14 protein-coding genes and 2 pseudogenes are annotated in these 23,385 nt (G+C 51.8%); 9 read left to right on the plus strand and 7 right to left on the minus strand.

Annotated features, from left to right (window positions below):
* Positions 1-2 precede the first annotated feature (2 nt).
* A pseudogene (locus tag HU143_RS23870) lies at positions 3-539 on the minus strand (PAS domain-containing protein); the annotation flags it as partial.
* 309 nt (positions 540-848) lie between these two features.
* Here HU143_RS23870 and HU143_RS23875 point away from each other — a divergent pair.
* The 4 genes from HU143_RS23875 to HU143_RS23890 all read left to right on the plus strand — a co-directional run bounded on the left by HU143_RS23875 (position 849) and on the right by HU143_RS23890 (position 6,503).
* Entirely contained in the window at positions 849-1,409 is a 561-nt protein-coding gene (locus tag HU143_RS23875) for a recombinase family protein (RefSeq protein ID WP_001161490.1), read from the plus strand.
* A gap of 3 nt (positions 1,410-1,412) precedes the next feature.
* Positions 1,413-4,379, plus strand: a complete 2,967-nt coding sequence (locus HU143_RS23880) for a Tn3-like element TnAs1 family transposase (RefSeq protein WP_001138014.1) — start codon at positions 1,413-1,415, stop codon at positions 4,377-4,379.
* Positions 4,380-4,627: 248 nt separating this feature from the next.
* Positions 4,628-5,269 carry a hypothetical protein gene (locus tag HU143_RS23885; RefSeq protein WP_024139118.1) on the plus strand — a complete coding sequence of 214 codons (642 nt, stop codon included), beginning with the start codon at positions 4,628-4,630 and terminating at the stop codon, positions 5,267-5,269.
* A 112-nt stretch (positions 5,270-5,381) separates the two neighbouring features.
* On the plus strand, positions 5,382-6,503 hold the full coding sequence (locus HU143_RS23890; protein WP_001749390.1) for a RelA/SpoT domain-containing protein: 1,122 nt from the start codon (positions 5,382-5,384) through the stop codon (positions 6,501-6,503).
* A gap of 37 nt (positions 6,504-6,540) precedes the next feature.
* Here the strand turns inward: HU143_RS23890 and HU143_RS23895 are convergent, their stop codons facing one another.
* From HU143_RS23895 to HU143_RS23905, 3 genes and pseudogenes are all read right to left on the minus strand, one after another.
* Positions 6,541-6,789: a hypothetical protein gene (locus HU143_RS23895; protein ID WP_000747846.1), complete on the minus strand. Its 249-nt coding sequence runs from the start codon at positions 6,787-6,789 to the stop codon at positions 6,541-6,543.
* The gene (locus tag HU143_RS23900; RefSeq protein WP_000224043.1) at positions 6,786-7,226 is read right to left on the minus strand and encodes a hypothetical protein; all 441 of its coding nucleotides are present in this window, start codon (positions 7,224-7,226) and stop codon (positions 6,786-6,788) included. Before HU143_RS23900 ends, HU143_RS23895 begins: the two co-directional genes overlap by 4 nt.
* A gap of 33 nt (positions 7,227-7,259) precedes the next feature.
* Positions 7,260-14,027 (minus strand): annotated as a pseudogene (locus HU143_RS23905) (N-6 DNA methylase).
* Positions 14,028-14,102: 75 nt separating this feature from the next.
* Here HU143_RS23905 and HU143_RS23910 point away from each other — a divergent pair.
* Both HU143_RS23910 and HU143_RS23915 read left to right on the plus strand, forming a co-directional pair.
* Positions 14,103-15,812, plus strand: a complete 1,710-nt coding sequence (locus HU143_RS23910) for a hypothetical protein (RefSeq protein WP_001749389.1) — start codon at positions 14,103-14,105, stop codon at positions 15,810-15,812.
* A complete protein-coding gene (locus HU143_RS23915; RefSeq protein WP_001749388.1) occupies positions 15,805-16,824 on the plus strand; it encodes a head processing protein in 1,020 nt (339 codons plus the stop codon). The genes HU143_RS23910 and HU143_RS23915 overlap by 8 nt, the downstream gene beginning before the upstream one ends.
* Before the next feature lie 291 nt (positions 16,825-17,115).
* Here the strand turns inward: HU143_RS23915 and HU143_RS23920 are convergent, their stop codons facing one another.
* Complete coding sequence (locus HU143_RS23920; protein WP_001345478.1) at positions 17,116-17,673, minus strand: lysozyme; 558 nt, start codon at positions 17,671-17,673, stop codon at positions 17,116-17,118.
* 169 nt (positions 17,674-17,842) lie between these two features.
* Here HU143_RS23920 and HU143_RS23925 point away from each other — a divergent pair, with 169 nt between their 5' ends.
* The 3 genes from HU143_RS23925 (at position 17,843) to HU143_RS23935 (ending at position 19,995) form a co-directional block, all read left to right on the plus strand.
* Positions 17,843-18,331, plus strand: a complete 489-nt coding sequence (locus HU143_RS23925) for a single-stranded DNA-binding protein (RefSeq protein WP_000068865.1) — start codon at positions 17,843-17,845, stop codon at positions 18,329-18,331.
* Between the two features lie 197 nt (positions 18,332-18,528).
* Entirely contained in the window at positions 18,529-19,206 is a 678-nt protein-coding gene (locus HU143_RS23930) for a DUF2829 domain-containing protein (protein ID WP_001749386.1), read from the plus strand.
* A gap of 6 nt (positions 19,207-19,212) precedes the next feature.
* Positions 19,213-19,995, plus strand: a complete 783-nt coding sequence (locus tag HU143_RS23935) for a hypothetical protein (RefSeq protein WP_000432105.1) — start codon at positions 19,213-19,215, stop codon at positions 19,993-19,995.
* A gap of 29 nt (positions 19,996-20,024) precedes the next feature.
* Here the strand turns inward: HU143_RS23935 and HU143_RS23940 are convergent, their stop codons facing one another.
* Together HU143_RS23940 and HU143_RS23945 are read right to left on the minus strand one after the other, a co-directional pair.
* On the minus strand, positions 20,025-20,336 hold the full coding sequence (locus HU143_RS23940) for a hypothetical protein (protein WP_001165933.1): 312 nt from the start codon (positions 20,334-20,336) through the stop codon (positions 20,025-20,027).
* Positions 20,326-23,313 carry a hypothetical protein gene (locus HU143_RS23945; RefSeq protein ID WP_062897555.1) on the minus strand — a complete coding sequence of 996 codons (2,988 nt, stop codon included), beginning with the start codon at positions 23,311-23,313 and terminating at the stop codon, positions 20,326-20,328. The genes HU143_RS23940 and HU143_RS23945 overlap by 11 nt, the downstream gene beginning before the upstream one ends.
* Positions 23,314-23,385 lie beyond the last annotated feature (72 nt).

Raw genomic sequence — 23,385 nt, forward strand, 5'->3', positions numbered from 1 at the left:
GGTAACAATAAGCTGCTTATTGATGTATCAGTAAGCATGCCGGCAGCCATTGCGCTTGATATAATACTACCCCACATGAGCAAGAGTATTTTCACGGAAAAGCTAGCAGCCAATTTCGGCCTCGCGGCCTTCCCGCTTCTCAATTGAGCATATAATTTTTCCGCAGCCAAAACCTGCTCAGGTTCAGGCTTGGTCCTTACAGACTGGTATTCAACAATCGAACCATTCTTAGCTATTGGCGTTACATAAGCACTTACCCAATAGTGGTCGCCATTTTTACAGCGATTTTTTACTAGCCCCATCCATGAGCGGCCAGATTTTAATGTACTCCACATATGCTCAAATGCAGCAGGCGGCATATCTGGGTGTCTTACGATGTTGTGAGGCTGGCCTAATAGTTCTTCCTCAGTGAAACCACTGATTTTAATGAAGTCAGGATTAACGTACGTGATATGGCTTTGAGGGGAGGTAGTCGAAAGAATATTGGCATCTTTTGGGAGTTCTAAGTTTCGACCCGTCACTGGTAAATTCTGGCGCATAAGAACCTCAAGGGTTGGCTGTTTTATTTTATTGTTTTCGGCATTAAGCCCAATTTCTTGAGCGTTACGATAAAGCTAGCATGGAAACGATAGGTGCAAGCAAGTTAAGGGTTGCATCGCGCATGTCAATCTAGGCTATACCCTAACTTGATGTCAGGCAGGGCCGCGCCGCTTCGTCAGAATAGAGTCTGCTTTCCCATTTTTTGACACATGCCCGCGAAGGTTATAGATTTCAGCCTGACAGAAATGGGCTTTGAGGCACAACGGAACAGAAAGTGCACTTAAGCCGCCTTCAACCAAGGAGACATCGTGCAGGGGCACCGCATCGGCTACGTCCGGGTCAGCAGCTTTGACCAGAACCCGGAACGCCAGCTGGAACAAACCCAGGTGAGCAAGGTGTTCACCGACAAGGCATCGGGCAAGGACACCCAGCGCCCCCAGCTCGAAGCGCTGCTGAGCTTCGTCCGCGAAGGCGATACAGTGGTGGTGCACAGCATGGATCGGCTGGCCCGCAACCTCGATGACCTGCGTCGCTTGGTACAGAAGCTGACTCAGCGCGGCGTGCGCATCGAGTTCCTGAAGGAGGGCCTGGTGTTCACTGGCGAGGACTCGCCGATGGCCAACCTGATGCTGTCGGTGATGGGGGCCTTCGCTGAGTTCGAGCGCGCCCTGATCCGCGAGCGGCAGCGTGAGGGCATCGCCTTGGCCAAGCAGCGTGGCGCGTACCGGGGCCGCAAGAAAGCCCTGTCCGATGAGCAGGCTGCTACCCTGCGGCAGCGAGCGACGGCCGGCGAGCCCAAGGCGCAGCTTGCCCGCGAGTTCAACATCAGCCGGGAAACCCTCTACCAGTACCTCCGCACGGACGACTGACACATGCCGCGTCGCTTGATCCTCTCGGCCACGGAGCGGGACACCCTGCTTGCGCTGCCGGAAAGCCAGGATGACCTGATCCGCTACTACACCTTCAACGACTCCGACCTGTCGCTGATCCGCCAGCGACGCGGCGACGCCAACCGCCTCGGCTTCGCCGTGCAGCTCTGCCTGCTGCGCTACCCCGGTTACGCGCTGGGAACCGACAGCGAGCTGCCCGAGCCGGTCATCCTGTGGGTGGCGAAGCAAGTCCAGGCCGAGCCGGCGAGCTGGGCAAAGTACGGCGAGCGCGACGTGACCCGTCGCGAGCATGCCCAGGAACTGCGCACCTACCTGCAACTGGCCCCGTTCGGCCTGTCCGACTTCCGCGCCCTGGTGCGCGAGCTAACCGAGCTGGCCCAGCAGACCGACAAAGGCTTGCTGCTGGCCGGTCAGGCCCTGGAGAGCCTACGGCAGAAACGACGCATCCTGCCGGCGCTGAGCGTGATTGACCGGGCCTGCTCGGAAGCCATTGCGCGAGCCAATCGGCGGGTCTACCGCGCCCTGGTCGAACCACTCACGGACTCGCATCGGGCCAAGCTGGACGAGCTGTTGAAGCTCAAGGCCGGCAGCAGCATCACCTGGTTGACCTGGCTGCGCCAGGCACCGCTGAAACCCAACTCTCGGCACATGCTGGAACACATCGAGCGGCTGAAGACATTTCAGTTGGTGGACTTGCCCGAAGGCCTGGGCCGGCACATCCACCAGAACCGCCTGCTCAAGCTGGCCCGCGAGGGTGGGCAGATGACGCCCAAAGACCTCGGTAAGTTCGAGCCGCAGCGCCGCTACGCGACCCTGGCCGCCGTGGTGCTGGAGAGCACCGCGACCGTGATCGATGAGCTGGTCGATCTGCATGACCGCATCCTGGTCAAGCTGTTCAGCGGCGCGAAGCACAAGCATCAGCAGCAGTTCCAGAAGCAGGGCAAGGCGATCAACGACAAGGTGCGCCTGTACTCCAGGATCGGCCAGGCGCTGCTGGAAGCGAAGGAAAGCGGCAGCGACCCCTATGCCGCCATCGAGGCGGTGATTCCCTGGGACGAGTTCACCGAGAGCGTCAGCGAGGCCGAGCTGCTGGCCCGGCCGGAAGGCTTCGACCACCTGCACCTGGTCGGCGAGAACTTCGCCACCCTGCGCCGTTACACGCCGGCCTTGCTGGAGGTGCTGGAACTGCGCGCCGCGCCGGCCGCGCAAGGCGTGCTGGCAGCCGTGCAGACCCTGCGTGAGATGAACGCCGACAACCTGCGCAAGGTGCCGGCCGATGCACCCACGGCCTTCATCAAGCCGCGCTGGAAGCCGCTGGTGATCACCCCGGAAGGCCTCGACCGGAAATTCTACGAAATCTGCGCCCTGTCCGAGCTGAAGAACGCCCTGCGCTCCGGCGACATCTGGGTCAAGGGCTCGCGGCAGTTCCGCGACTTCGACGACTACCTGCTGCCGGCCGAGAAGTTCGCCGCACTCAAGCGCGAGCAGGCCCTGCCCCTGGCGATCAACCCGAACAGCGACCAGTACCTGGAAGAGCGTTTGCAGCTGCTGGACGAGCAGTTGGCCACCGTCACCCGCCTGGCCAAGGACAACGAGCTGCCCGATGCCATCCTCACCGAGTCAGGGCTGAAAATCACCCCGCTGGATGCGGCGGTGCCGGATCGGGCGCAGGCGCTGATCGACCAAACCAGCCAGTTACTGCCGCGCATCAAGATCACCGAACTGCTGATGGACGTGGACGACTGGACGGGCTTCAGCCGCCACTTCACCCACTTGAAGGACGGGGCCGAGGCCAAAGACAGGACGTTGCTGCTGTCCGCAATCCTCGGTGATGCGATCAACCTCGGGCTGACCAAGATGGCCGAGTCGAGCCCCGGCCTGACCTACGCCAAGCTGTCCTGGCTGCAAGCCTGGCACATCCGCGACGAAACCTATTCGGCGGCCTTGGCCGAGCTGGTCAACCACCAGTATCGCCACGCCTTTGCCGCCCACTGGGGCGACGGCACGACCTCATCCTCCGATGGCCAGCGCTTCCGCGCGGGTGGCCGGGGCGAGAGCACCGGGCACGTCAACCCGAAGTACGGTAGCGAGCCGGGACGGCTGTTCTATACCCATATCTCCGACCAGTACGCGCCGTTCAGCACCCGCGTGGTGAATGTCGGCGTCCGCGATTCCACCTATGTGCTCGACGGCCTGCTGTACCACGAGTCCGACCTGCGGATCGAGGAGCACTACACCGACACGGCCGGCTTCACCGATCACGTCTTTGCCCTGATGCACCTGCTAGGCTTCCGCTTCGCGCCGCGCATCCGCGACCTCGGCGAAACCAAGCTGTACGTGCCGCAGGGCGTGCAAGCCTACCCGACGTTGCGCCCGCTGATCGGCGGCACCCTGAACATCAAGCACGTGCGTGCCCACTGGGACGACATCCTGCGCCTGGCCAGCTCGATCAAGCAGGGCACCGTCACCGCCTCGCTGATGCTGCGCAAGCTCGGCAGCTACCCGCGCCAGAACGGACTGGCCGTGGCCCTGCGCGAGCTGGGCCGGATCGAGCGCACGCTGTTCATCCTGGACTGGCTGCAAAGTGTTGAACTGCGCCGCCGCGTGCATGCCGGCCTGAACAAAGGTGAGGCGCGCAACTCGCTGGCCAGGGCGGTGTTCTTCAACCGCCTTGGGGAAATCAGGGATCGGAGCTTCGAGCAGCAGCGCTACCGGGCCAGCGGCCTCAACCTGGTGACGGCGGCTATCGTGCTGTGGAACACGGTGTACCTGGAACGCGCCACCCAGGGGTTGGTCGAGGCCGGCAAGCCGGTGGACGGCGAGCTGCTGCAATTCCTGTCGCCGCTGGGCTGGGAGCACATCAACCTAACCGGCGATTACGTCTGGCGGCAGAGCCGCAGACTGGAAGACGGGAAGTTTCGGCCCTTACGGATGCCCGGAAAACCTTAGCGTACGATTTTTTCCGAATTCTGCGGGCTCCCCTATGAAATGGCAAACATCATGCACTAATAAATATATTATTTTTAATCTTAAATGATTGACAACTGACAAGTGACTTGAGTCAGAATCATCACACGCCCGGTACGGATGGATCCCTTTTCAAATATTCCATGGACGGCACAGTCTGAGTACCGGGCGCTACCTTCAGTTGTATTGCTAAGCCGCCGCTGGTGGCTTTTCTTTTTTGTAGGGGCGCTATGGATAAGAAAATATGCGTTGTTTCAATGAGCGTCGGCAAACCGGCGTCAATGACTGCTGCATGGATCAACAATGAGCTGATAATGGCTGAGCGGACCAGCTACCCTGAACGCCGCCGCGATATGGAACTCCAGCTGCTGCGCGAATTGCGAGAAAAAGAGGAAAAGGGTTTTATCGTGCTGGTGGAAGAGGAAAACAGCTTTATTACCGGTCGAGTTGGCCAGCGTGTAAGGTTGCGTGATCCCTTCATGAACGGCAGACCGGTACTGATTGAAGCAATGCAGATTTACAAGGAATTGGAACGCCAGAAAGCGATCAAGTTACCGCGCAAGGAATCCGGCAAATACATCCTTCACCAAAGCATCTTCGATTCCGAACACGATAAAAAAGGCGATGAATTTTTCAACATCAACTGGAGCGAAATAACGACAGAACATGTTCTGACGTTACTATGTTGCTTTGCGACGGAATACAACAACGTTGCCAGCGCCGACTACATCAGGGCAATGGCTGGAGAAGTTGAGGCCCATCAGGAACCATCATTACTAAGTCCCCTGATTAACATAATTCGCGGAACTCAAACACTAACGCAAAAACAAGTGCCGCAAGGAGAATTAACAGGTAAACAGAACTATTTATAATAGTTACGTTAGGTAACATTATGGGTATGTTTCATTTTCATACCCATTGATTTCTAGCTTGATTTGTTATTATATGTAACAACACATTAATCATTTGAACTGGATGTTAGTAATGGGCAGTGAAGTATATCAAAGCCAAAAATGCGAGCTTAAATATTCGAAATCTCAAATAGAAAAAGCAGCCAGAAAAATTAGACATGGTTGTGAGGGCGCAGAGCGAGAAGAAGCAATTAAAATGATTCAAAATTTCCGCGAGCTTCATTTATATCCATTGATGCTAATGAAAAATCATCTTGATAGGGCTGCAAAAAAAGTTGATAAAGAGAATAAGATTATTGTTGCAAGACGCCTAAAAAGACTTAGCACAATAATTGATAAACTGGAGCGTCCAAGTCTTGACGGCGGCGCAACAAATAATGCAATAGCCCTTACTAGAATGCAGGATATTGGCGGATGTAGAGCTATAGTTAGAAACATCGAACAACTAAAGAAACTAAAAGACCGACTAGTTAAAAGTCGCTCCAAGCATAAAATCTTAAAGGAATATGACTATTTAACTCCAAAGCCAAGCGGATATAGTGGCATTCACCTTGCATATAGTTGTTTTGATGAAGAAAACGGTAACAATCCGTGGAGTAAAACTAAAATCGAAGTACAACTAAGAACAGAACTCCAACATGCTTGGGCAACAAGTCTGGAGATAATAGATACACTTGAAAATATTAAGCTGAAAACTTCTAATGAAGGTCACCCTGAGTGGAGAAGATTTTTTTATCTTTCTGGATGCCTAGTTGCTCATGATGAAGGTGCCTGTATTCTTGATGATGAAACCATCAAAAATTATCAAACAGAGCTTAAAACATTGGAGGAGGCTTTATCTGTTCGCTCAAAATTAAGTACATATACATTTGCAATGAAGCTGACATCAGATGCAAACCTAAAGAAAAGCCTGCCCAAAAACCATAATGGATTCTTTTTGGTGAGGATGAGAAACGCCATAACAAAAAATGGCAAGGATACTGGAAAGTTTCTTGTTTCTGTGAAACCTTTTAGGAAAAAAGAATCGGAACAAGCCCTCCAGGAACTTAATAAGGATGATGCGGATCCTGAAGTATTAATTGCGGTGCTGCTTGCCACTAACAACATTAAATCTCTTAAAAAGGCTTATCCTAACTATTTTGGGTCAACAAATCAGTTCGGGAGATTCCTTAGCAGACACATTGATACTGTGTAAATTCCTATGCCTGGCTTAGCCAGGCATAGCCAAAGATTTAATCAGCATTCAGGAGCAATGCGTTATCTATGATGATCTGCTCCCATTCTTCGAATGCCCGGTCGCGGACGCCCTGGGGAACGCTGTTAGTTTTGAAATCGACGACCGTACGCCATTTCCCGTCCGGACGGTACATGCGCAGAGCTTTACTTCCCCCTTCCCTGCGCACCTCAACGTTATGCTTATCAGCAAACTCTTGTAATGCTCGTAGCGTCCCATGCTTTACTGTGTAGTATCGCTTTTTCAAGTTTTCTCTCCAGCCTGTGCCAAGGCTTCAACTTCCAAATCGTAAGACTCAAACTCATAGTCCTGGTCGTCAACTTCTTCAGGCACTGGCAGTAAATGCCAGGCTGAGTATATCTGACCATTATCAAAACGCTCCTGGCTGTAGAGCGTCGCGGCTATGAGTGTTAGCGCCGGGCGGTCATAACGGTAAATTTTGCGAACGTCACGGTCAACGAGACGACCGAAATTACCATAACCGCGCTCCAGTAATAATTTTTTAATTTCCGGCCAGTATGGACCATAGCTGCGGTACAGGCGGGGATTTTTCAGTAATCGCCCGCGTAGCCCTGACAGGAAGAAATCAACGTATTCGTCTTCTGTCTTTCCTAACAACGCTGTACGGAGTACCGCCTCAAGATATGTTTTATTCGGTTTTATTGTATCAGATAGTGTGGCCATATTATGCGACGCCCGGCGAACCGGGCGCTCCTGTTATGCGTATTGTTGGATGACGGCCAGAACGTCCGCCACGTTGTGTTTTGTCTCGATAATCCACCAGTTACCCGGGAAATCGCTGTTCTTCGCCTTCGCTGGCAGCCAGCGAGCGCCGAATTTCGCCTTGATTGCGTCTTTCGCACGGAAAAGAACGCCTTTCATGCCTGAGGCTTCCTGAAGCCCAAATACCTCGCCAGCGGCGAATTTTGGTGCGTACATCATCTTCAGGTCGGCGGTGGATACGCGATAATTCAGACCAAGAGACTGAGCTATGCTGGTGGCATCACCCTGTATTGATGATAACTCTTCTTGTTTCTCGTTTCTGGCGGCAATCTCTTCCTCCGTGATGTTGCCAAGGGCTAGGTTTATCCGATCAGCGTCGGCCTGTTTCTCTTCATCGGTGCGCCCAGCAAGAACCGTGTTAATTCTCTGCAATATCTCCACATGATTCTTGCGCATGCTGAGCAATTCCGGCGTAACCTCGTTAAGATCCACCAGCCCAAGGATGGCAAGGTCGGAAAACATTGATACCAGGTTGTAGGTCATGCGATAGCTGAGTTGACCATAGGCTGATGGCAACTTCACCGCATCCATTTGATAGGCATCCATAAATTTAGAGCCGTCGTTTACGACATCCGCTATTGCAGGTGTGATTTTCCCTGTGGTGGCGGCCTCCCTGATTGCTGTTACCCACGATTGAGTCAGCGCGGCGACTGCATGATTCAGATTGGCTTCCCGTTCTGCTGCGATGCGCGCGCTTGCTGAGTCCATTGCCTGCTTGATCTCGGCTTTATTGCTGTAAATGCCAATGGTGCCAAACTGTGCTGTGGTGATCTCATAATCTGACGCCCGGAACTCATTGGTACCGAAAATGGCATTGGTGACTTCAAGTTCAGAATCCCCGTTACGAGTAGCCCCCTGGCTTGTTTTTTCCGGCATTCTGGCGATCGCATCCGCTATTTTCTCCTGAATTGCTTCAGGGGATAGCGTATCTCCGTATGACGCGATTACATCGCCATAATTGGAGCCAAACAATTCAACCAGGAATGTTTCTGCCGAACGGATCTGGCGGTTATTCCCTTCCGACATCATACCAAGCACCCATTTTGCAATTGACGACTTCAGCGCGCCGTCACGGCGATCCGGGTAAACCGCATGCTTCAGTGGGTCCGTATAGGTACCAACAAAATCAATGCTATAGCCTGACTCTGTAGTCTGAACGCCGTATGAGTCAGTGATTTTGATCATGCCGCGCTGCTGGAAACGGTAGAAATCGTCACAGGAAATGATGTCGTTAATCCCGGCGATGGAGACGCCGCCACTGATTTTCTGCATAACAGCATCTTCATCGGGAGTTACATCAACCTGTTTATCCAGCGTCTTCACATCCCAGTTACCCGATTTGGTACCTTTGAAGGTAAAGATAATCTCCACGTCTGCGCGCTGGCTGTCGAAGTCCAGCGACTTAATGCGAACGATATCACCGGCACAATCGTAGTATTGGCCTACACGCCATGAGCGATCGCCGATAACAAGGAACTCACTCGCATGGTTAACCAGGTCAGGATCTACATCCAGAATGCCTTTATTTATTGCATCCTCCACCAGCGGGCGCAGGCGTTTGATATCCGTCGCGGCCTTCTGAGTACGGTTCAATAATTTCTCATAGCGGGAGATGGCTTGAGAGATATTAGCCTTGCGTTGAATGGCGCTTTTCAACGACGCGCGATACTGTGCTAACAACATACGGTCTGTGTGATGGACGCTACCCCAGCGGGCTTTCCAGTCTGCGTTATCAGCTGCTTTGGCCATTACCGCCTGTTTGAATTTAGCTACCTCGGCGGTGGTCTTTTCAAGTTCCGCTTTGCTTCGCTCTAATTCAGCGGTAAGTACCTCCACATCCTCGCCAGCTGCGTGCTGCGCCTTGATGTAGTTCTGAAGGTCGATAGTAGCCTGTTCTTTCTGGCGAGCGCGTTGCGCGGCTTTCGCCTTATCCATTTGAACCTGCATCATTGCCAGACGTTCGCCATCATCCTTAGCGGTATACATCTGCATTTCGATCATATCGTTGGCGTCGGCGTTCTCCATTTCTGACTTATCTGAACGGAGGATATCGGAGATCCAGCCTGCTTTACGCTTCAGCGTCTTCAGTCGGTATTCATCGAAAGAACCCTTGCCGCAGTAGTAGTGAACGCGAACGCTTGCACGGTTGGAGCCAACTCGGGCACCGCGACCGTTACGCTGTGCGATACTGGCTGGTGTCCATGGCTACGTCAGATGATGGATGTCAGTCGTTCCTCGATGCAGGTTGATACCCACCTCTGCCTTTTTGTTGCAGATGATGATCGGAGTCCGTCCCTCCTGGAAGTCGGCAGCAATCTTTTCCAGCCCGCCCAGCGACATTTCATTTTGCTGCGCGATATAGGCGTCATACAGAGCCATTTGCTCGTTGTATTTCGCTATCTGTGCATCTGTTGGTTCATCCGGTAACTCTTTCGGCGGTTTAACCGCTTTCAGTTTCTTACCGGTTTTACCTGCCTCGGCAACCGTCTGAGCATTCAGTATCCCCACCTTTGAAGGTTCAAGGTTAAGAGCATTGCAGATAATGCGCTTGAGCTTCTGGTGCTGCGTTTTTTCATCGGTGAAGATGATTTGCTTACCTTCCGGGAAAAACTCCTTCAGCGTGGCAATCAGCTTCGCGTATTTGGGCGTAACGGGGTGAGTTACGGTCTGTTCGTCAATGCCAAACCTGGCCAGGCGCTTATTCACTTCCTGCTCGAACGCTTCCGGAACCTGCAACTGAATAAACTCGCCCTTATCTATCAGGGAGTATTGCGATTGCTGCGTGATTGAATCATCACTGTCGTCGTCTTCGCTGGTGGCTTGTTTAGGCAAACTGTCCGCCAGCTGCTGCACCGCATCGGCGTACTCCGGCAGGAAACGATAGGTGATCCGGCGATAGTACAGGTCCATGTCAGTACATACGCGGTCCATATCCCTGATTATTGAGAAGATCGGACGGGCTTTCTCGTGCTCAATCACGCCGTCTTCATTGACCGAGGTCGTTACGCCATTGTTGGCTTTGGCCGCCGCTTCCGCCTGCTGACGCAATTCTTCATACGCCGCCAGTTGTTCTTCAGTAAGTGGTGCATCCTGCTGGTGTTCGTCCAGCTCCGGGATCTCCACGGTATCCTTAACGTCTTCCGCCGTTTTAAGCGTTACCCAGCGATGGAATATACCGCGCAGCGCATCAAGGTTTTCAAAGCCCACCAGCGCCATTTTTTCTTCAACTTCACCGCTAATTTTCTGTACCGTTTCCAGCCTGGTCTTGCCGAAGAATTTAACGAAGTCATCAGGACCGTAGATCCCCATGTTCTGCCAGTATTCCTTCGGCAGAACATGAGAAAGCATGTTGTATGCATCGATCGGGGTGTTAACGACTGGCGTTGCAGTCAGGAGAACCGGCCCGCGCCCACCATTCTTTTTCATCAGGTACGCGTTTTTAATTGCCATATCTCGCGCCGATTGCGCCACCGCGCTGGTGGGCAGATAGGCCAGTTGTGACGCTTCGCGACCATTTTTATAGCTATTGCGGTAGTTGTGACCTTCGTCAGCGATCACACTATCGAAGCCCATATCCTCAAAGTACGGATACTTCTCTGCTTTTTCGGTGCCGGTATCTGAATACTCCGACAATACCCGGCGACGCGCGGCCTCTTTGCGGTGGGAGTCGGAGTCCATTGCGCTGGCTACGCGTCCGGCGGCAACGAAGTCATAAAGCATATCCTGTGCATGCTCATCTACGGTGTCATCACGTAGCGGAATGCGGGCGTATTGTTCTTTGGTAAACACGACTGCACGGTAATTTGAGTGCGGGATCGCGTTCATCCGCGCCGTGATAGTGGCTTCATCTGCCAGCTTAAGAGCATCGCGCATAACTGGAGTGCCATCAGTACCAAGAACAGGTTTACCGTTCTCATCGAGCACCTGCACCTGGCGAATCTGATCGCCATCCATCAGCACATCAAGACCGACGAACAGGTAGTTACTGAATGCCTCTTCACTCAGGAATTCTTTTGCTTCGTAATACCAGTTTTCCAGCACTGATTTAGGCACTACATACGCAGTACGGGTGGAGCGACCGTTCTCATAGTTGAACGCCTCAAGCGCCAGCGCGGTCGTGGTTTTACCCAGCCCGGTGCCGAAGCCCAGGATGCCGCGCCCATCTTCGGACAGTCGGCGCACCTCGCTATTCTGGTAATCAAATGGCTGGCGCTTACCGCTTAATCCCTTCAACCCAAGCGGATCGCCAGAGTGTTCATACGGGATATTGCTATTGAACACATCGTTGTATTTGGCAACCAGCTCATCGTAGCGATCGTGCGTCTTGATCCACTTATTGAACTGGTCCTCAAGCAGTGCCATCTGCTCGCGGTAGCCGTTCGCCGTCGCGCTATCTTTGCCACCGATACGCGCACCATTGAGATACTTTTCCAGCTGTGCCGGGAACCCGGTCGCGTTTTCACCTGATTTACGGTCCCACTCGTAGCGGATCTCGCCTGTTTCTTTATCCTTGCGCTGGACGACACCGTATCGGTGCCCGACGAACAGACCATCACCACCGTGATAGGTGTCAGAAACCATTTCGTCGCCTTCCAGCTGCACTGACTGCACATAGCGAAGATCCGGATAGCCGTTTTCCTGCAAAAATTCCAGAATGACGGAACGGTCGAACCAACGGCTATTGAGCTTAAAGCGGATATTCTCTGCTGGCGTCTTGATGCGCTTCTCTTCGATCGCTGCCAGCTGATTAAGGACGTTGTTCTTTACTGGACCGTCGGGGAGTGTGGCAAGGAATTCCTGTTTTGGTGCCACTATCTCGTTAATGTCGCCGCTGGTGGCGCGGGCGAACGGAACAATCCCGCCATACGGTGAAACCGCAATGCCAGGGGTGCTGGCCAATAAATTAAGCAACTCGTCATCACTGGCTGGCAGTTCGCCGGTAAACGCAAGGCGGAAATCATCGAGCTGGATTGGATCGCGAGTGAGATCACTGTAGAGATAACGCAGGGTGTCCTGATAGCTGGTGGAGTCATAACTGGCGCTGGAATCATGCGTAACCAGTTTTCCTGTCAGCTCGTCAGAAATAGTGCCATCCAGCTTAATTGCACCACGGAAAGCAAACCAGGCGCGCGCACCGCTCCCCGATAATTTCGCTATCGGACCGCGACCGGGGTTACCAAAACGGTCAATCTCTGCCTGCAAACGGGATACCAGAGAAAGGCGCTGCTGTTCGATTTGTTCAGCACTATGCCCGGCGGCCTTCATGTCCTGATATTCAATTAACATCCGGCCAATCATCGCCCCGCGATACAAGCGTTCACGGTATTTTTCAGGCTGGCTGTTAATCCAGTCCACCAGCTGCACCATATCGTCGCTGATTGATGTGGTGTATTTATCGCGGACATTTGCCATCTGGGTAAATGTCATACCGAGACGGCCTTCTGTTGTAGTCAGGTTACGCTGAAGAGCCTCCCAGCTGTCCGCGCCATAACTGGCAACATCAATCTTCAGCTCCTTCCCTGCATCAGATTCAATCCAGCGACCACCAGCATATTTTTGCCATACGCCATTAATCAGGCGCATTTCCCCTTCATCAACAACGTCTGCGGTCGGTGACGGTTCAGCCATATTGAGCAAAGACCAGTCGATACGACTTTCGAAACGATGAATCAGCTTCGCTTTAAGAGCCTGGTTATCAATCTGCCCGTCGGCACGAACCTCAATACGCCCCTGGAAGCCCTTTTCCTGGGTACCATGAACAAACCGGCGGCCATCCTTTTCAAACCACTTGCCATAAATAAACGTTGGCCAAAGCACATTTGCCGATTCAAGAGTGCTTTCATCCACCAAGGGGATTTTCTCAGCCATCTCTGCCGGATGTTTGCGCATCAGCACCACATCAACGACTGTACTGGTCCCGTTTGCGTCAAAAGTACCGGTAGGCAAGCGGTGAGCGCCAAGAAATTCAGCTTTCCGTGATAGGCGCAGGCGTAACCGCTTCATGTTTGAACCTGAAACAATGGACGGCGGCACAATCACACACATGAATCCGCCAGGCTTTATCTTGTCCAGCATGCGGAGCATGAAGTAAGAACCCATGTCCGTTTCTTCTGCGTAAGGCTTATCGATGTTGCGTGTGTTATCACGACCGCCGAACGGAACGTTACCCACAACATGGTCGAATGAATCGTTAGGCGTGCTTACAGCCAGCTGTTCGAACGGGGAAATCTGTACGCTGTCTTCCGGGTGTAACAACTGGTTTATACGACCGGAAACACTGCTGATCTCAGTCGCGGTCATCACCGTACCAACCGGTTTTGTCTCATTAAAAACGCCGGTTCCCGCCGATGGTTCCAGAGTGTTACCTACGTCCGCGCCGTAGAGCTTCATGATCTCCCAGACACCTTCAGCGATAGGCTTTGGTGTGTAATATTCGGAGACGGACCCGCCAATGCCGCCTTCACCAGTGTACCCGGCCAGGATCTGGCGCTGTTCATCTGTCAGTGTCGCGCCGTCCACCAGCGAATTAAGCAAATCTATCGCCTTCTGATTCGCCTCCCGGCGCAGTCGGTCATAGCTTTTGCCTTCCACCTTTTCCACGCCGTATTTAATCGGCGCTCGGTGAGATGTTATTGTCCTAATGTATTTCAATATTTCGCTGACACTTGAACAGCGAAACACACCCATAGATAGCTTGTTCATTGGTAATCCTTAACAAGTGACTAGTGTTAAATTCCGTTCAAACACGATGCGAATTATTCTAATTAAGGTGCAATCTTGGCAGACAATAAAATCACGCTATCCTCGGTCAGGAAGGCGCTGGCGGGGGTTTTTAAAGACAACGGAGAACGGGACAACATCCTCCTGTCCGCGCTGGCTGTGCACGGCGGAAGTGGGTATTTGTTTTCTCGCGCAGGGGCACCGGTACAACTGTCCGGCTTCTTAGGCGGCAAACCGGGCGATAGTGGCATGGCTGGTGATGGGCTGGTGGATGGGAGTCGCTTTATCTTTGATGAAGTTCAACTGCCGGAAGACCGCTTGCAACGCTATCCGCTACTCGAAGAAATGGCGGTTTACAGCACGATCGCCACCGCTCTGAATATCCATATTACGCACGCGCTCTCTTTCGATAAGAAGACCGGACAAACCTTCTCTATCGTGCCGGTACACAACGGAAACGATAGTGACTATGACGCCGCGCAGGGGTTGTGTGACGAGCTGATGAACGACATCGGGCGAACCATCAACAAAGAGGTCGCCGGGTGGGCATTTATCATGTCTGTATTTGGGGTGGCTTATGTCAGGCCATACGCCAAAGAAGGCATAGGGATCACGTCTTTTGAGTGCTCCTATTACACCCTTCCGGGCTTCATCAAAGAGTTCGAGGTCAGCGGTAACCTGGCGGGATTTAGCGGCGATTATCTGAAGGACGCGTCAGGGAAAATGGTTTTCGCCGATCCGTGGGCCATTATCCCTATGAAAATCCCCTACTGGCGGCCTAAGTCAAACCTTATGCCTGTGCACACTGGCCATAAGGCTTACAGCCTGCTGGATAATCCGGAAGAGCGCACACCGATTGAAACCCAGAATTACGGGACCAGCTTGCTCGAATACGCCTACGAGCCGTACATGAATCTGCGTTCGGCGATCCGCTCACTGAAGGCAACGCGTTTTAATGCGTCGAAAATTGACCGAATCATCGGCCTGGCGATGAATAGTCTGGATCCGGTAAAAGCAGCCGATTATTCGCGCACCATTACTCAGACGCTTAAACGAGCAGCTGACCTGATGGAAAAGCGCGCACGCGGCGCGAATAACATGCCTACGGTGACCAATACCTTGCTGCCTATTATGGGCGACGGCAAGGGACAGATGACTATTGATACTCAGACCATCCAGGCTGACATCAACGGCATTGAAGACATTCTCACCTATATGCGCCAGCTGGCGGCAGCACTTGGCCTCGATTACACCCTCCTGGGGTGGGCAGATCAAATGTCCGGCGGGCTTGGTGAAGGTGGATTCCTGCGCACGGCAATTCAGGCCGCCATGCGCGCCTCATGGATCCAGCAGGGCGTAGATGAGTTCATTCTGCGGGCTATCGATATTCATCTTGCTTTCAAGTACGGCAAGGTATACCCGGAAGGTGATCGCCCGTACAAAATCGAATTCCACTCCGTTAATACCGCTCTGCAACAAGAGCACAACGATAACCGCGACTCGCAGGCGAACTACGCCACTATCGTTACGCAAATCCTCGATGCCGTCAGCAATAACAGCGTCCTCGCCAATTCCGATGCATTCAAACGTTACCTGTTTAGCGATGTGCTGGAAATTGACGAAAAAATCTCCGAAGCACTGGTGAACGAACTGAAAGCGAAAAGCGAGGACGACGATCACCTGATGGATTCCATCATCAAAACACCGCCACAGGAACTGGCGCAAATCCTTGAATCGGTCTTTAAAGAGGGAAACGATAATGACTGATGTTTTGAAAACGGTCACTGACCGCTTTTGTCTCTATAGCAATGCTCGAAAAGGTCGCCAGAACGGGCGACAGTATGTATTAAGCGCGGTAAAGGCCATGCTTGAAAGCAAGGAAACTCAGGAAGGTTTACGCCTTGGTGAGCTTTTCGGCTACTACGGCCACGGTCGCCGACAGCTGACTGGCAAACTGGAAGTACCAGAAACCAGCGTGATCATGGTGGAAGGTCGCCCGGTCGTAATCGACAATGTTCCAGCGTGCCGCACAGTGGCTATATCTGTTGACGACAACGGCATCGTTACCCATACACAGGAAATTCTTAACACAGAGCCGGGTAAAATTGTCGCCGCGATGATCGAAAGCCGAGCTGGTGGCTGGAGCTGGGCCACTGGCGGGCGCGAGTCCGGGAAAATCGCTGTAACCACCAGCTTCCATGGTGTGGATTATGTGACAACGCCGAACTATATCAGTCTGGATCATCCTGCCAGCGCCGGAATGTTTGAAAGCGCGGATTCTAAATCTCTACTGGCAGAGTCCCTGGCGGCGCATGGATACTCTGACGAGTCAGTGCAGGCCGTTATATCCCATTACAGTAAAATGGCTGAACTGGAAATGATGGTGGAGGCGACAGAGCGTACGGCAGAACTGGAAACCGCACTACTCGAAAGCCAGGGCCGCCACCTCGAAGCAATGGCCAAGATCGCAGATGCTGAAGCGCGAATCGCTTTGCTGGAGGAAACAGCGGGTATCCGCGACGATGTGCTGGCAGCAATGCAAGACGAACTGGATAACCTCCCGATCTTCGTCTCCGCCGCCCAAAAAGACGCATTCCGCCTCAAAGAACCTGGTGATGCAAAAATCGTTGCCACACTTTTCGAATCTCTGATCAAAGTTGGCGCACGCAACTTGCCTGTCACCAGGAAAATTAAGGAGGTTCCGCAAGCGGCTAACGTCCAGGCACCGCGTGAGACAAGCATCATCACGTTTAATAATTCAATCAATCCGTTCAAATAACCACCAAAAATAACCCCGGCAGCTGCCGGGGTTCTCGTTAACTATTATCACCTTCGCCTGCGTGCCATATATTTGCGCACCGCGCGGCCTGGACAATCTGAAGCTGTTTCTTTCTGCTGCATCAATCTTGCAGCCATGCTCAAAAATGTCAGGCACAGCCGAAGCCCGGCATACAATAGCGGTTCCAGTGGCCACGTCTCATTGAGCACATATACCGCCATGAAAATCGAGTCGAAAACTATCGCCGCCAGCGATAACTTCATTGTCGAAAGTCGGCGGAGCAGCCTGAGTTTATTCATTGACCAGCCCCGTCAGGCAAAGCTGGCGTTCTTTTTCACGGCGAATCTTTAAACCTCGCAAGGGCACGCCGTTACTGTTCACGAAATCAGGGAGATGGTTACACATATTCACCCATTCCCCTTTCTGCGCCCACTTGTGGATGGACGTTTCGACTCGCATGCCTCGCGCTTTGCTGTAGTAGGTCCGTAAACTATTGCATCCCATATTGAATGCCGCGCTTGTCATTGCACTGAAGGCATTATCGGGCATGTCTTTGCCCCGGAAGTGCTGATTAATACAGCGTTCAGCGATCAGGATATTCTTTTCCCAATCAGCGGCGATTTGCTGGTCTGTTTTTCGCACACCCGGCGTTACCCCGTGTGTATTACCGATCCCGTCAGTCCATACCCCTGCCGGGCACATGTATGGATCACGTCGGCAACCTTCAGCGTTACCAATCAGCTCAAGCCCCGCCTGGTTGGTTCGCACATTGCCATTACCCATCACGATGGTAATCATCACCGCGATAGCGCAAATTGCACCGCCTCCTGCGGCTGTTTTTCCCTTCATAAAGACCTCATAAGCGAATTTTTTACGCTCCAGGACAAACACCCATTCACAGCCAATACCGACTGACTCGATCCCTTTAGAAGGCACAGGATAATGCAAATCACTTGTTAGCTACGTTTCAAAGATATACATTATTGCTCTAATTAATTTATTTTATTAGGTAAGATAAGTGGCACAACGCGGTGTAAACAAAGTCATCCTGATTGGTACCCTGGGGCAAGACCCGGAGATCAGGTATATACCAAATGGCGGAGCGGTCGGAAGACTCAGCATCGCAACGAATGAATCATGGCGCGACAAGCAAACGGGCCAACAGAAAGAGCAAACAGAATGGCATAAAGTCGTTTTGTTCGGAAAACTTGCTGAAATTGCGAGTGAGTATTTACGAAAAGGTTCTCAGGTCTACATCGAAGGGAAACTTAAAACCCGTAAGTGGACAGATGACGCCGGTGTAGAACGTTACACGACGGAAATTATCGTCAGCCAGGGCGGCACCATGCAAATGATCGGCGCTCGCCGTGACGATTCACAGTCCTCAAATGGCTGGGGGCAATCAAACCAACCTCAAAACCACCAGCAATACAGTGGTGGCGGTAAACCTCAGAGCAACGCCAATAACGAACCTCCAATGGACTTTGACGACGATATTCCGTTTTGAATGTGTAAAAAACGACTGAAAGAAAAGCGGTGGTCCAGACGCCGACAAAAGCACGAACTCGCAAACAAACGCCAAAGTTGGCAATGGCACGCGCTTTTCACGAAAAGAACACCCCGAGATATTGCGTTCGCTGGTGGGAAAACATTCCTGACCCACCTGAAGGCGCAATACATCAGGTTTTAAGCAGAGGAAAGACTATGAATAACATGACAACGAAAGAGCTTTTTACGGCACTTCCAAAATACAAAAGCCATAAAACAGTTCGCGCCTCAAAAATCAAAGATATCGAAATTATCGCCCTAATGGATGTGGTCCTTTTTTGCAACATCGAAGTCGTTGAGCCAGAAGGGGTAAAAGTCCATGTTGATAAAATATTTTTGCAAAAACACCGACCAGAAATTGGCGGATATCTGGTCGCTTATGAGGACGGTTCTCTGTCCTATTCACCAGAAAAAACATTTGAAGAAGGCTTTAGTCGGACTAACGACTTCTTCGAAAATGGGGTATCGCTCAGCATTGAAGGTCACAATGGGGTGACATTCATTACAGCCAGGGACGTAACTATTTCTGCTGGCGGTATCGCTACTCTACAAGAAGAAATCGACCTTGAAGCAGCCGACTTTTCTGACGCGCTGATGTGGCTGAAGGATGGCAAGAAAGTTGCCCGACGCGGGTGGAACGGCGAAAACCAATTCTGCTGGCTGGTTCCTGAAGGACAGTACCCGGCACGAATGGAAGCCATTAAGGGATATTTCCCCGGCGACCTCGTTCCGTATGGTGCTTATTTCGCCTTAAAAAATGCACAAGGTGTAGTTGTTCCGTGGGTTCCTTCTGTAGGCGACTTACTGGCATGTGACTGGTTTGTAGTGGAGTGATTTAACGTGGAAAATACTAAAGCAATTCAATACCGCCTGCGTAATGGTCAGAGTGTCGAAGTGACCATCAATAATGATGGTGTGCCTGGCGAAAAGGTTTCGATCTCTGATCTGGCTATCGAAAAAACCATCATGTGCCACCTTGGCTTTACTGAAGAAGTGAGCAAAAAGCATGGTGTAGCAATCTGGAGCGCAATGGATACTGGTATGCGCAGATTCATTACTGCTCGTACCCCAGGGATGACCATGATGGACCTCATGCAGATTGCGCCGCTGTTTGAATGTGAGCCTTTAGATGTATTCAGCAATCCAGCTATCTGCCAGCAGCTATATGGTGAGATGAAACTCGCGGTTACCCCCATTGTGCTGCATGAAGGATCGCTTGCTGGCGTGTGGAAAGTGGAGCGTATTTCAAGCTACATGCCTTTCCATGTCAACGGCGTAATCACTGGTGAAAATCAACCTGTTTCCGTTATAAAGTCAGACCTCAAGCGCGCAATTCTTGAAGCAAGTTGTCGAGTTGTCGGCCTGGGCAAACAGTCTTATGTTTCCTTCCCGGCTGGCCCTGAAGGCCCGGCAGAAATTCTGATTATGGATGCCGATCTGCTCTGGCAAATACAGTTTCTGATTGGCAAAAGCATCATCCGCGCTGAAGAACTCGATCAGTACATTACCTGCACGATGACGGATGAAGTCAAAAGTGTGGCTATAGCCAATGCCCGGAACCTATGTCGTGCTGCATTAACAGAACTGCAAGAAAACACCACGGAAGAAGTGGAAAGCGATTAAAAAAAATCCCGCCGACTGGCGGGATTTCTTCAATATACGATCTGGTCTACATGATCACCAAAATCATCGTCGTCGTCGTCCTCATCGCCACCATCTACTGCTGGCCAATCAACAAACCAGCCAGCGTAAAGATGCAGCGTTCGGAGAACATCACTTGCGGGAGCATCAAGGGTGTTAACGAATCCCATATAGCTATTGGGATTTGCCCCAGCTATGGCTTCAGCGATCATGTCCTCGGTAATGTCACCGGAGATAATGCTTAAACGCCCGGAAACTTCTTCATTATCATCAAATTCGATAATGGCATCTCCACCTAATGGCGCTGCGATTTTAATCTGCATTATTTAGCTCCTTTGCCACACCTAATAACAGTTCCAGCAATCCGTCACCATTCATCAGTGATGCGGCAGCGGCCTCTTTGTCATGATACAACTGAAGAGCCATAGAGAATACTTCCGTTGCTGACGTTTTGGAAATAGTCGGTGATTTCTGCCGAATTTTCCCGGTGTTACTTACTGAGGCTGGCGGGTATACCTTCGCCATATAAATATTACTCAATCGAGATCTGAAGCACCATTCAGGCTTGCCACGCCCACCGATATTGACGAAAGATGGCTTATCCCCTTCAACATTGGCCTTCAGGAATGACCGGGCTTTCTCTAACAAACCAGGGTTACTGTACTCAAGATGATGACCCAGCTCGTGCCACAGTGCACTTGCATTTTCATCGTTCAAATTGACAGCAACAACACCATTAAGATTTGCATATGCCCTTCCCTGGTGGTGAACTACCTTTGATAAGGTCGATATTTTCCCGCCGGTCAGGCGATAAATATCAGCAAGTTCCTTGCGCAGGTCTATCCCACCATTCTGTCCAGCGCGGGCTTCTTCCACTTCTTCTGTGATAAAAGAGTCGGCCCACTCAAGAGCTTTTTCTTCAGATACGGATGAGTTTGCGATCGCACTGTTCATGGCAGATAACACTTTCTCGTGGACCGAACCCATACTTCGCTGATTCATTTGCCAGCGTATCTGCGGGTTATATGAGAATCGCTTAAGTAGTTGGTCAAGCTGCTCAAGTTCTTCTTCACTGACATACTTTTTAGCCTCACCAATAATGCCAGGGAGAATATTGCCGTTAGGATTAAACGCTCGCGAAAGGAAGAGTTTCAGCGCCCCCATGCCCTCCGATGCTTCAATATCACCAATAACCCGGTTAACAATGGCCGCACTCTTCGGATTAGCATCCGCCAACGCTCTGGCTACGATTTGCAGGGACGATACGACCTCACGCTGCATATCCGTCCTGATCTCATCAATAAACTCTGGCGTTATGCCGTGCTCTTTAAGGATATCCCTGCCTTCCGCCGTTACCCCATCGATATCACCGACATGTTTATTAACCCGACTTTGCAATGCCTTAAATGCCTTCAGAATTCCACGGGCATCATCCGCTTTACTAACGGCCTTCCTGAATGCTGGCAAGAAGTCTGAGTTAACCTCATTTTGTTGATCGGCCCACTGAATGGAGGCTTCTTTCATCTCGTCCAGAGTCAGATCACCCAACGCGGTATGGTCTGTGAATATGAGCGACAACCTCTGAATCATTTCTGCCAATGGTGATGCCGAATGCGCCGCGCTAAGGAATGCTTTCACCCTGGTTGGGCGAATGGAAAACCAGTCAATAGCTGGTGGCATATCTCCGTTTTTTATCGCCTGCGCTATCTCATCAAAGCCGTCGCGCCCAAGGGAGGATGCGTGATTTAACAATCCGCGAAGTAACGAATTGCTGATACCGAATAATCGGCACCATTTATTCACGTCGGCAACAGGCATTCGAACAAAATGCGCAAGCACTTGTACAAGCTGTTCATCCTGGGGATCTGTACGGGAAAGCAGCCTGATCAGATGAATAATGTCTTTGATGCCGGATGCCCGATGTAATAGCAAACTGGTATATGGAGCAACACCGTTGTAACTACCGCCGGAAACGGACTCGAAAAGACCGCCGGATATCCCTTGCATGCCTTCGTTTTCCAGTTCCTGAGACACCTGGCGAAGGATATCCTGTAACGACACATCACCACCGCCAAACATATCCCCCAGCGCCTGGCCCTGGTGCTGTAACTCATCATTGATACGTTGAGCCATCAATTTAAAGGCGGTGGCCATACGCTTCGCGCTACGGTTATTCGCGACGATGAACAACGCGAGAGCTTTCACTTCCGGGGCTGTTTCGCTGAACATATCCCCCTGAGCAATAACATCGGTAATATGTTGGCCTGACTCCTTCGATTGCCTTACCAGGTCTACCGCATCTTTCAATGCCGCCAGCGCCTTTTTATCGAGACTATCCGCTGTCTCAATACCATCAACAATAGTTGTCACAGCCTGCTTGTGCGCTTCTCCTGATAAAGCCTGCATCTGGACAAAATCATTGGCTGCCGCATTAAGCGCCGTCAGAACATTACGCATATCCGGATCAGGTTCTTCTGCAACCATTCTTACCAGGCGCGCATCCTTATATGCCTTGGCAAAGATCGCGTTTTGTATACGGTCTACAAGTTGCCGTGTTGGTCGCCCATCTTCAGTTACAAGGCCAGCCGCCTGTGTGGCACCAACTTGCGTCATAAATCCGCGAATAAACGCGTCATTACTGCGGCTAAGCAGATCTCCGCTTTCTGACGGGTTAAAAAGCGCCATCATCGCCGGTGTTATGCTGTCGGCATCAACAAAAGCCTTTTCACTGGCTGCCATTTCCTGAAGATCAGAAATATTTGAGTCCTTGGCAAACTGAACGCGGTCAACCTTAGTTAACCGGCGGCGCACCAGTACCGGAGCCGTCATTGATTCAACCTTTTCAGGTCGTATGCCGAATTCGGTCGCATGTTCAATCAGGTACTCACGATACCGATCCGCATTGCCGTCCTGATAGGCTTTGATGATCCCCATGGTCCGCCCATTACCTGACTCAACGGCATTGTCCTCACCAATTATCGGCGCGCCATGGCTGGATAAACCGGAATCGGTAAGCTGGGCAGGACGCAAATCCTTGGATATCTGGTTGACCTGAAGAAGGCTGGATGCGCGGGTCCGGTCGCGCGGCTGAAGTTCCTGGGGATAGTCTGGATTAATTTTCCCATCCAGAGTATTGGATACCAAAAGAGCTGAGGCATCGACGATATCAAACGCCGTTTTTACCTCGTCTCCCTTCGCTGTCACCACATACGAAACCCGCCCGTAATCGGGCAGGTTCTTTAGCAGCTCGATCAGCGTTTCTATGCTGGTGGCCATAACCACCTGATCGCTTAAGCTCATCCCTGTTACGCCTTATCCAATGTGCCGCTCCCCACGCGCCTCATAGTGGGGATATAAGGCACAGTTTTCCTC

Origin of the sequence: Salmonella sp. SJTUF14076 (assembly GCF_015534835.1) — a bacterium.
Classification (GTDB): Bacteria; Pseudomonadota; Gammaproteobacteria; order Enterobacterales; family Enterobacteriaceae; genus Salmonella; species Salmonella enterica.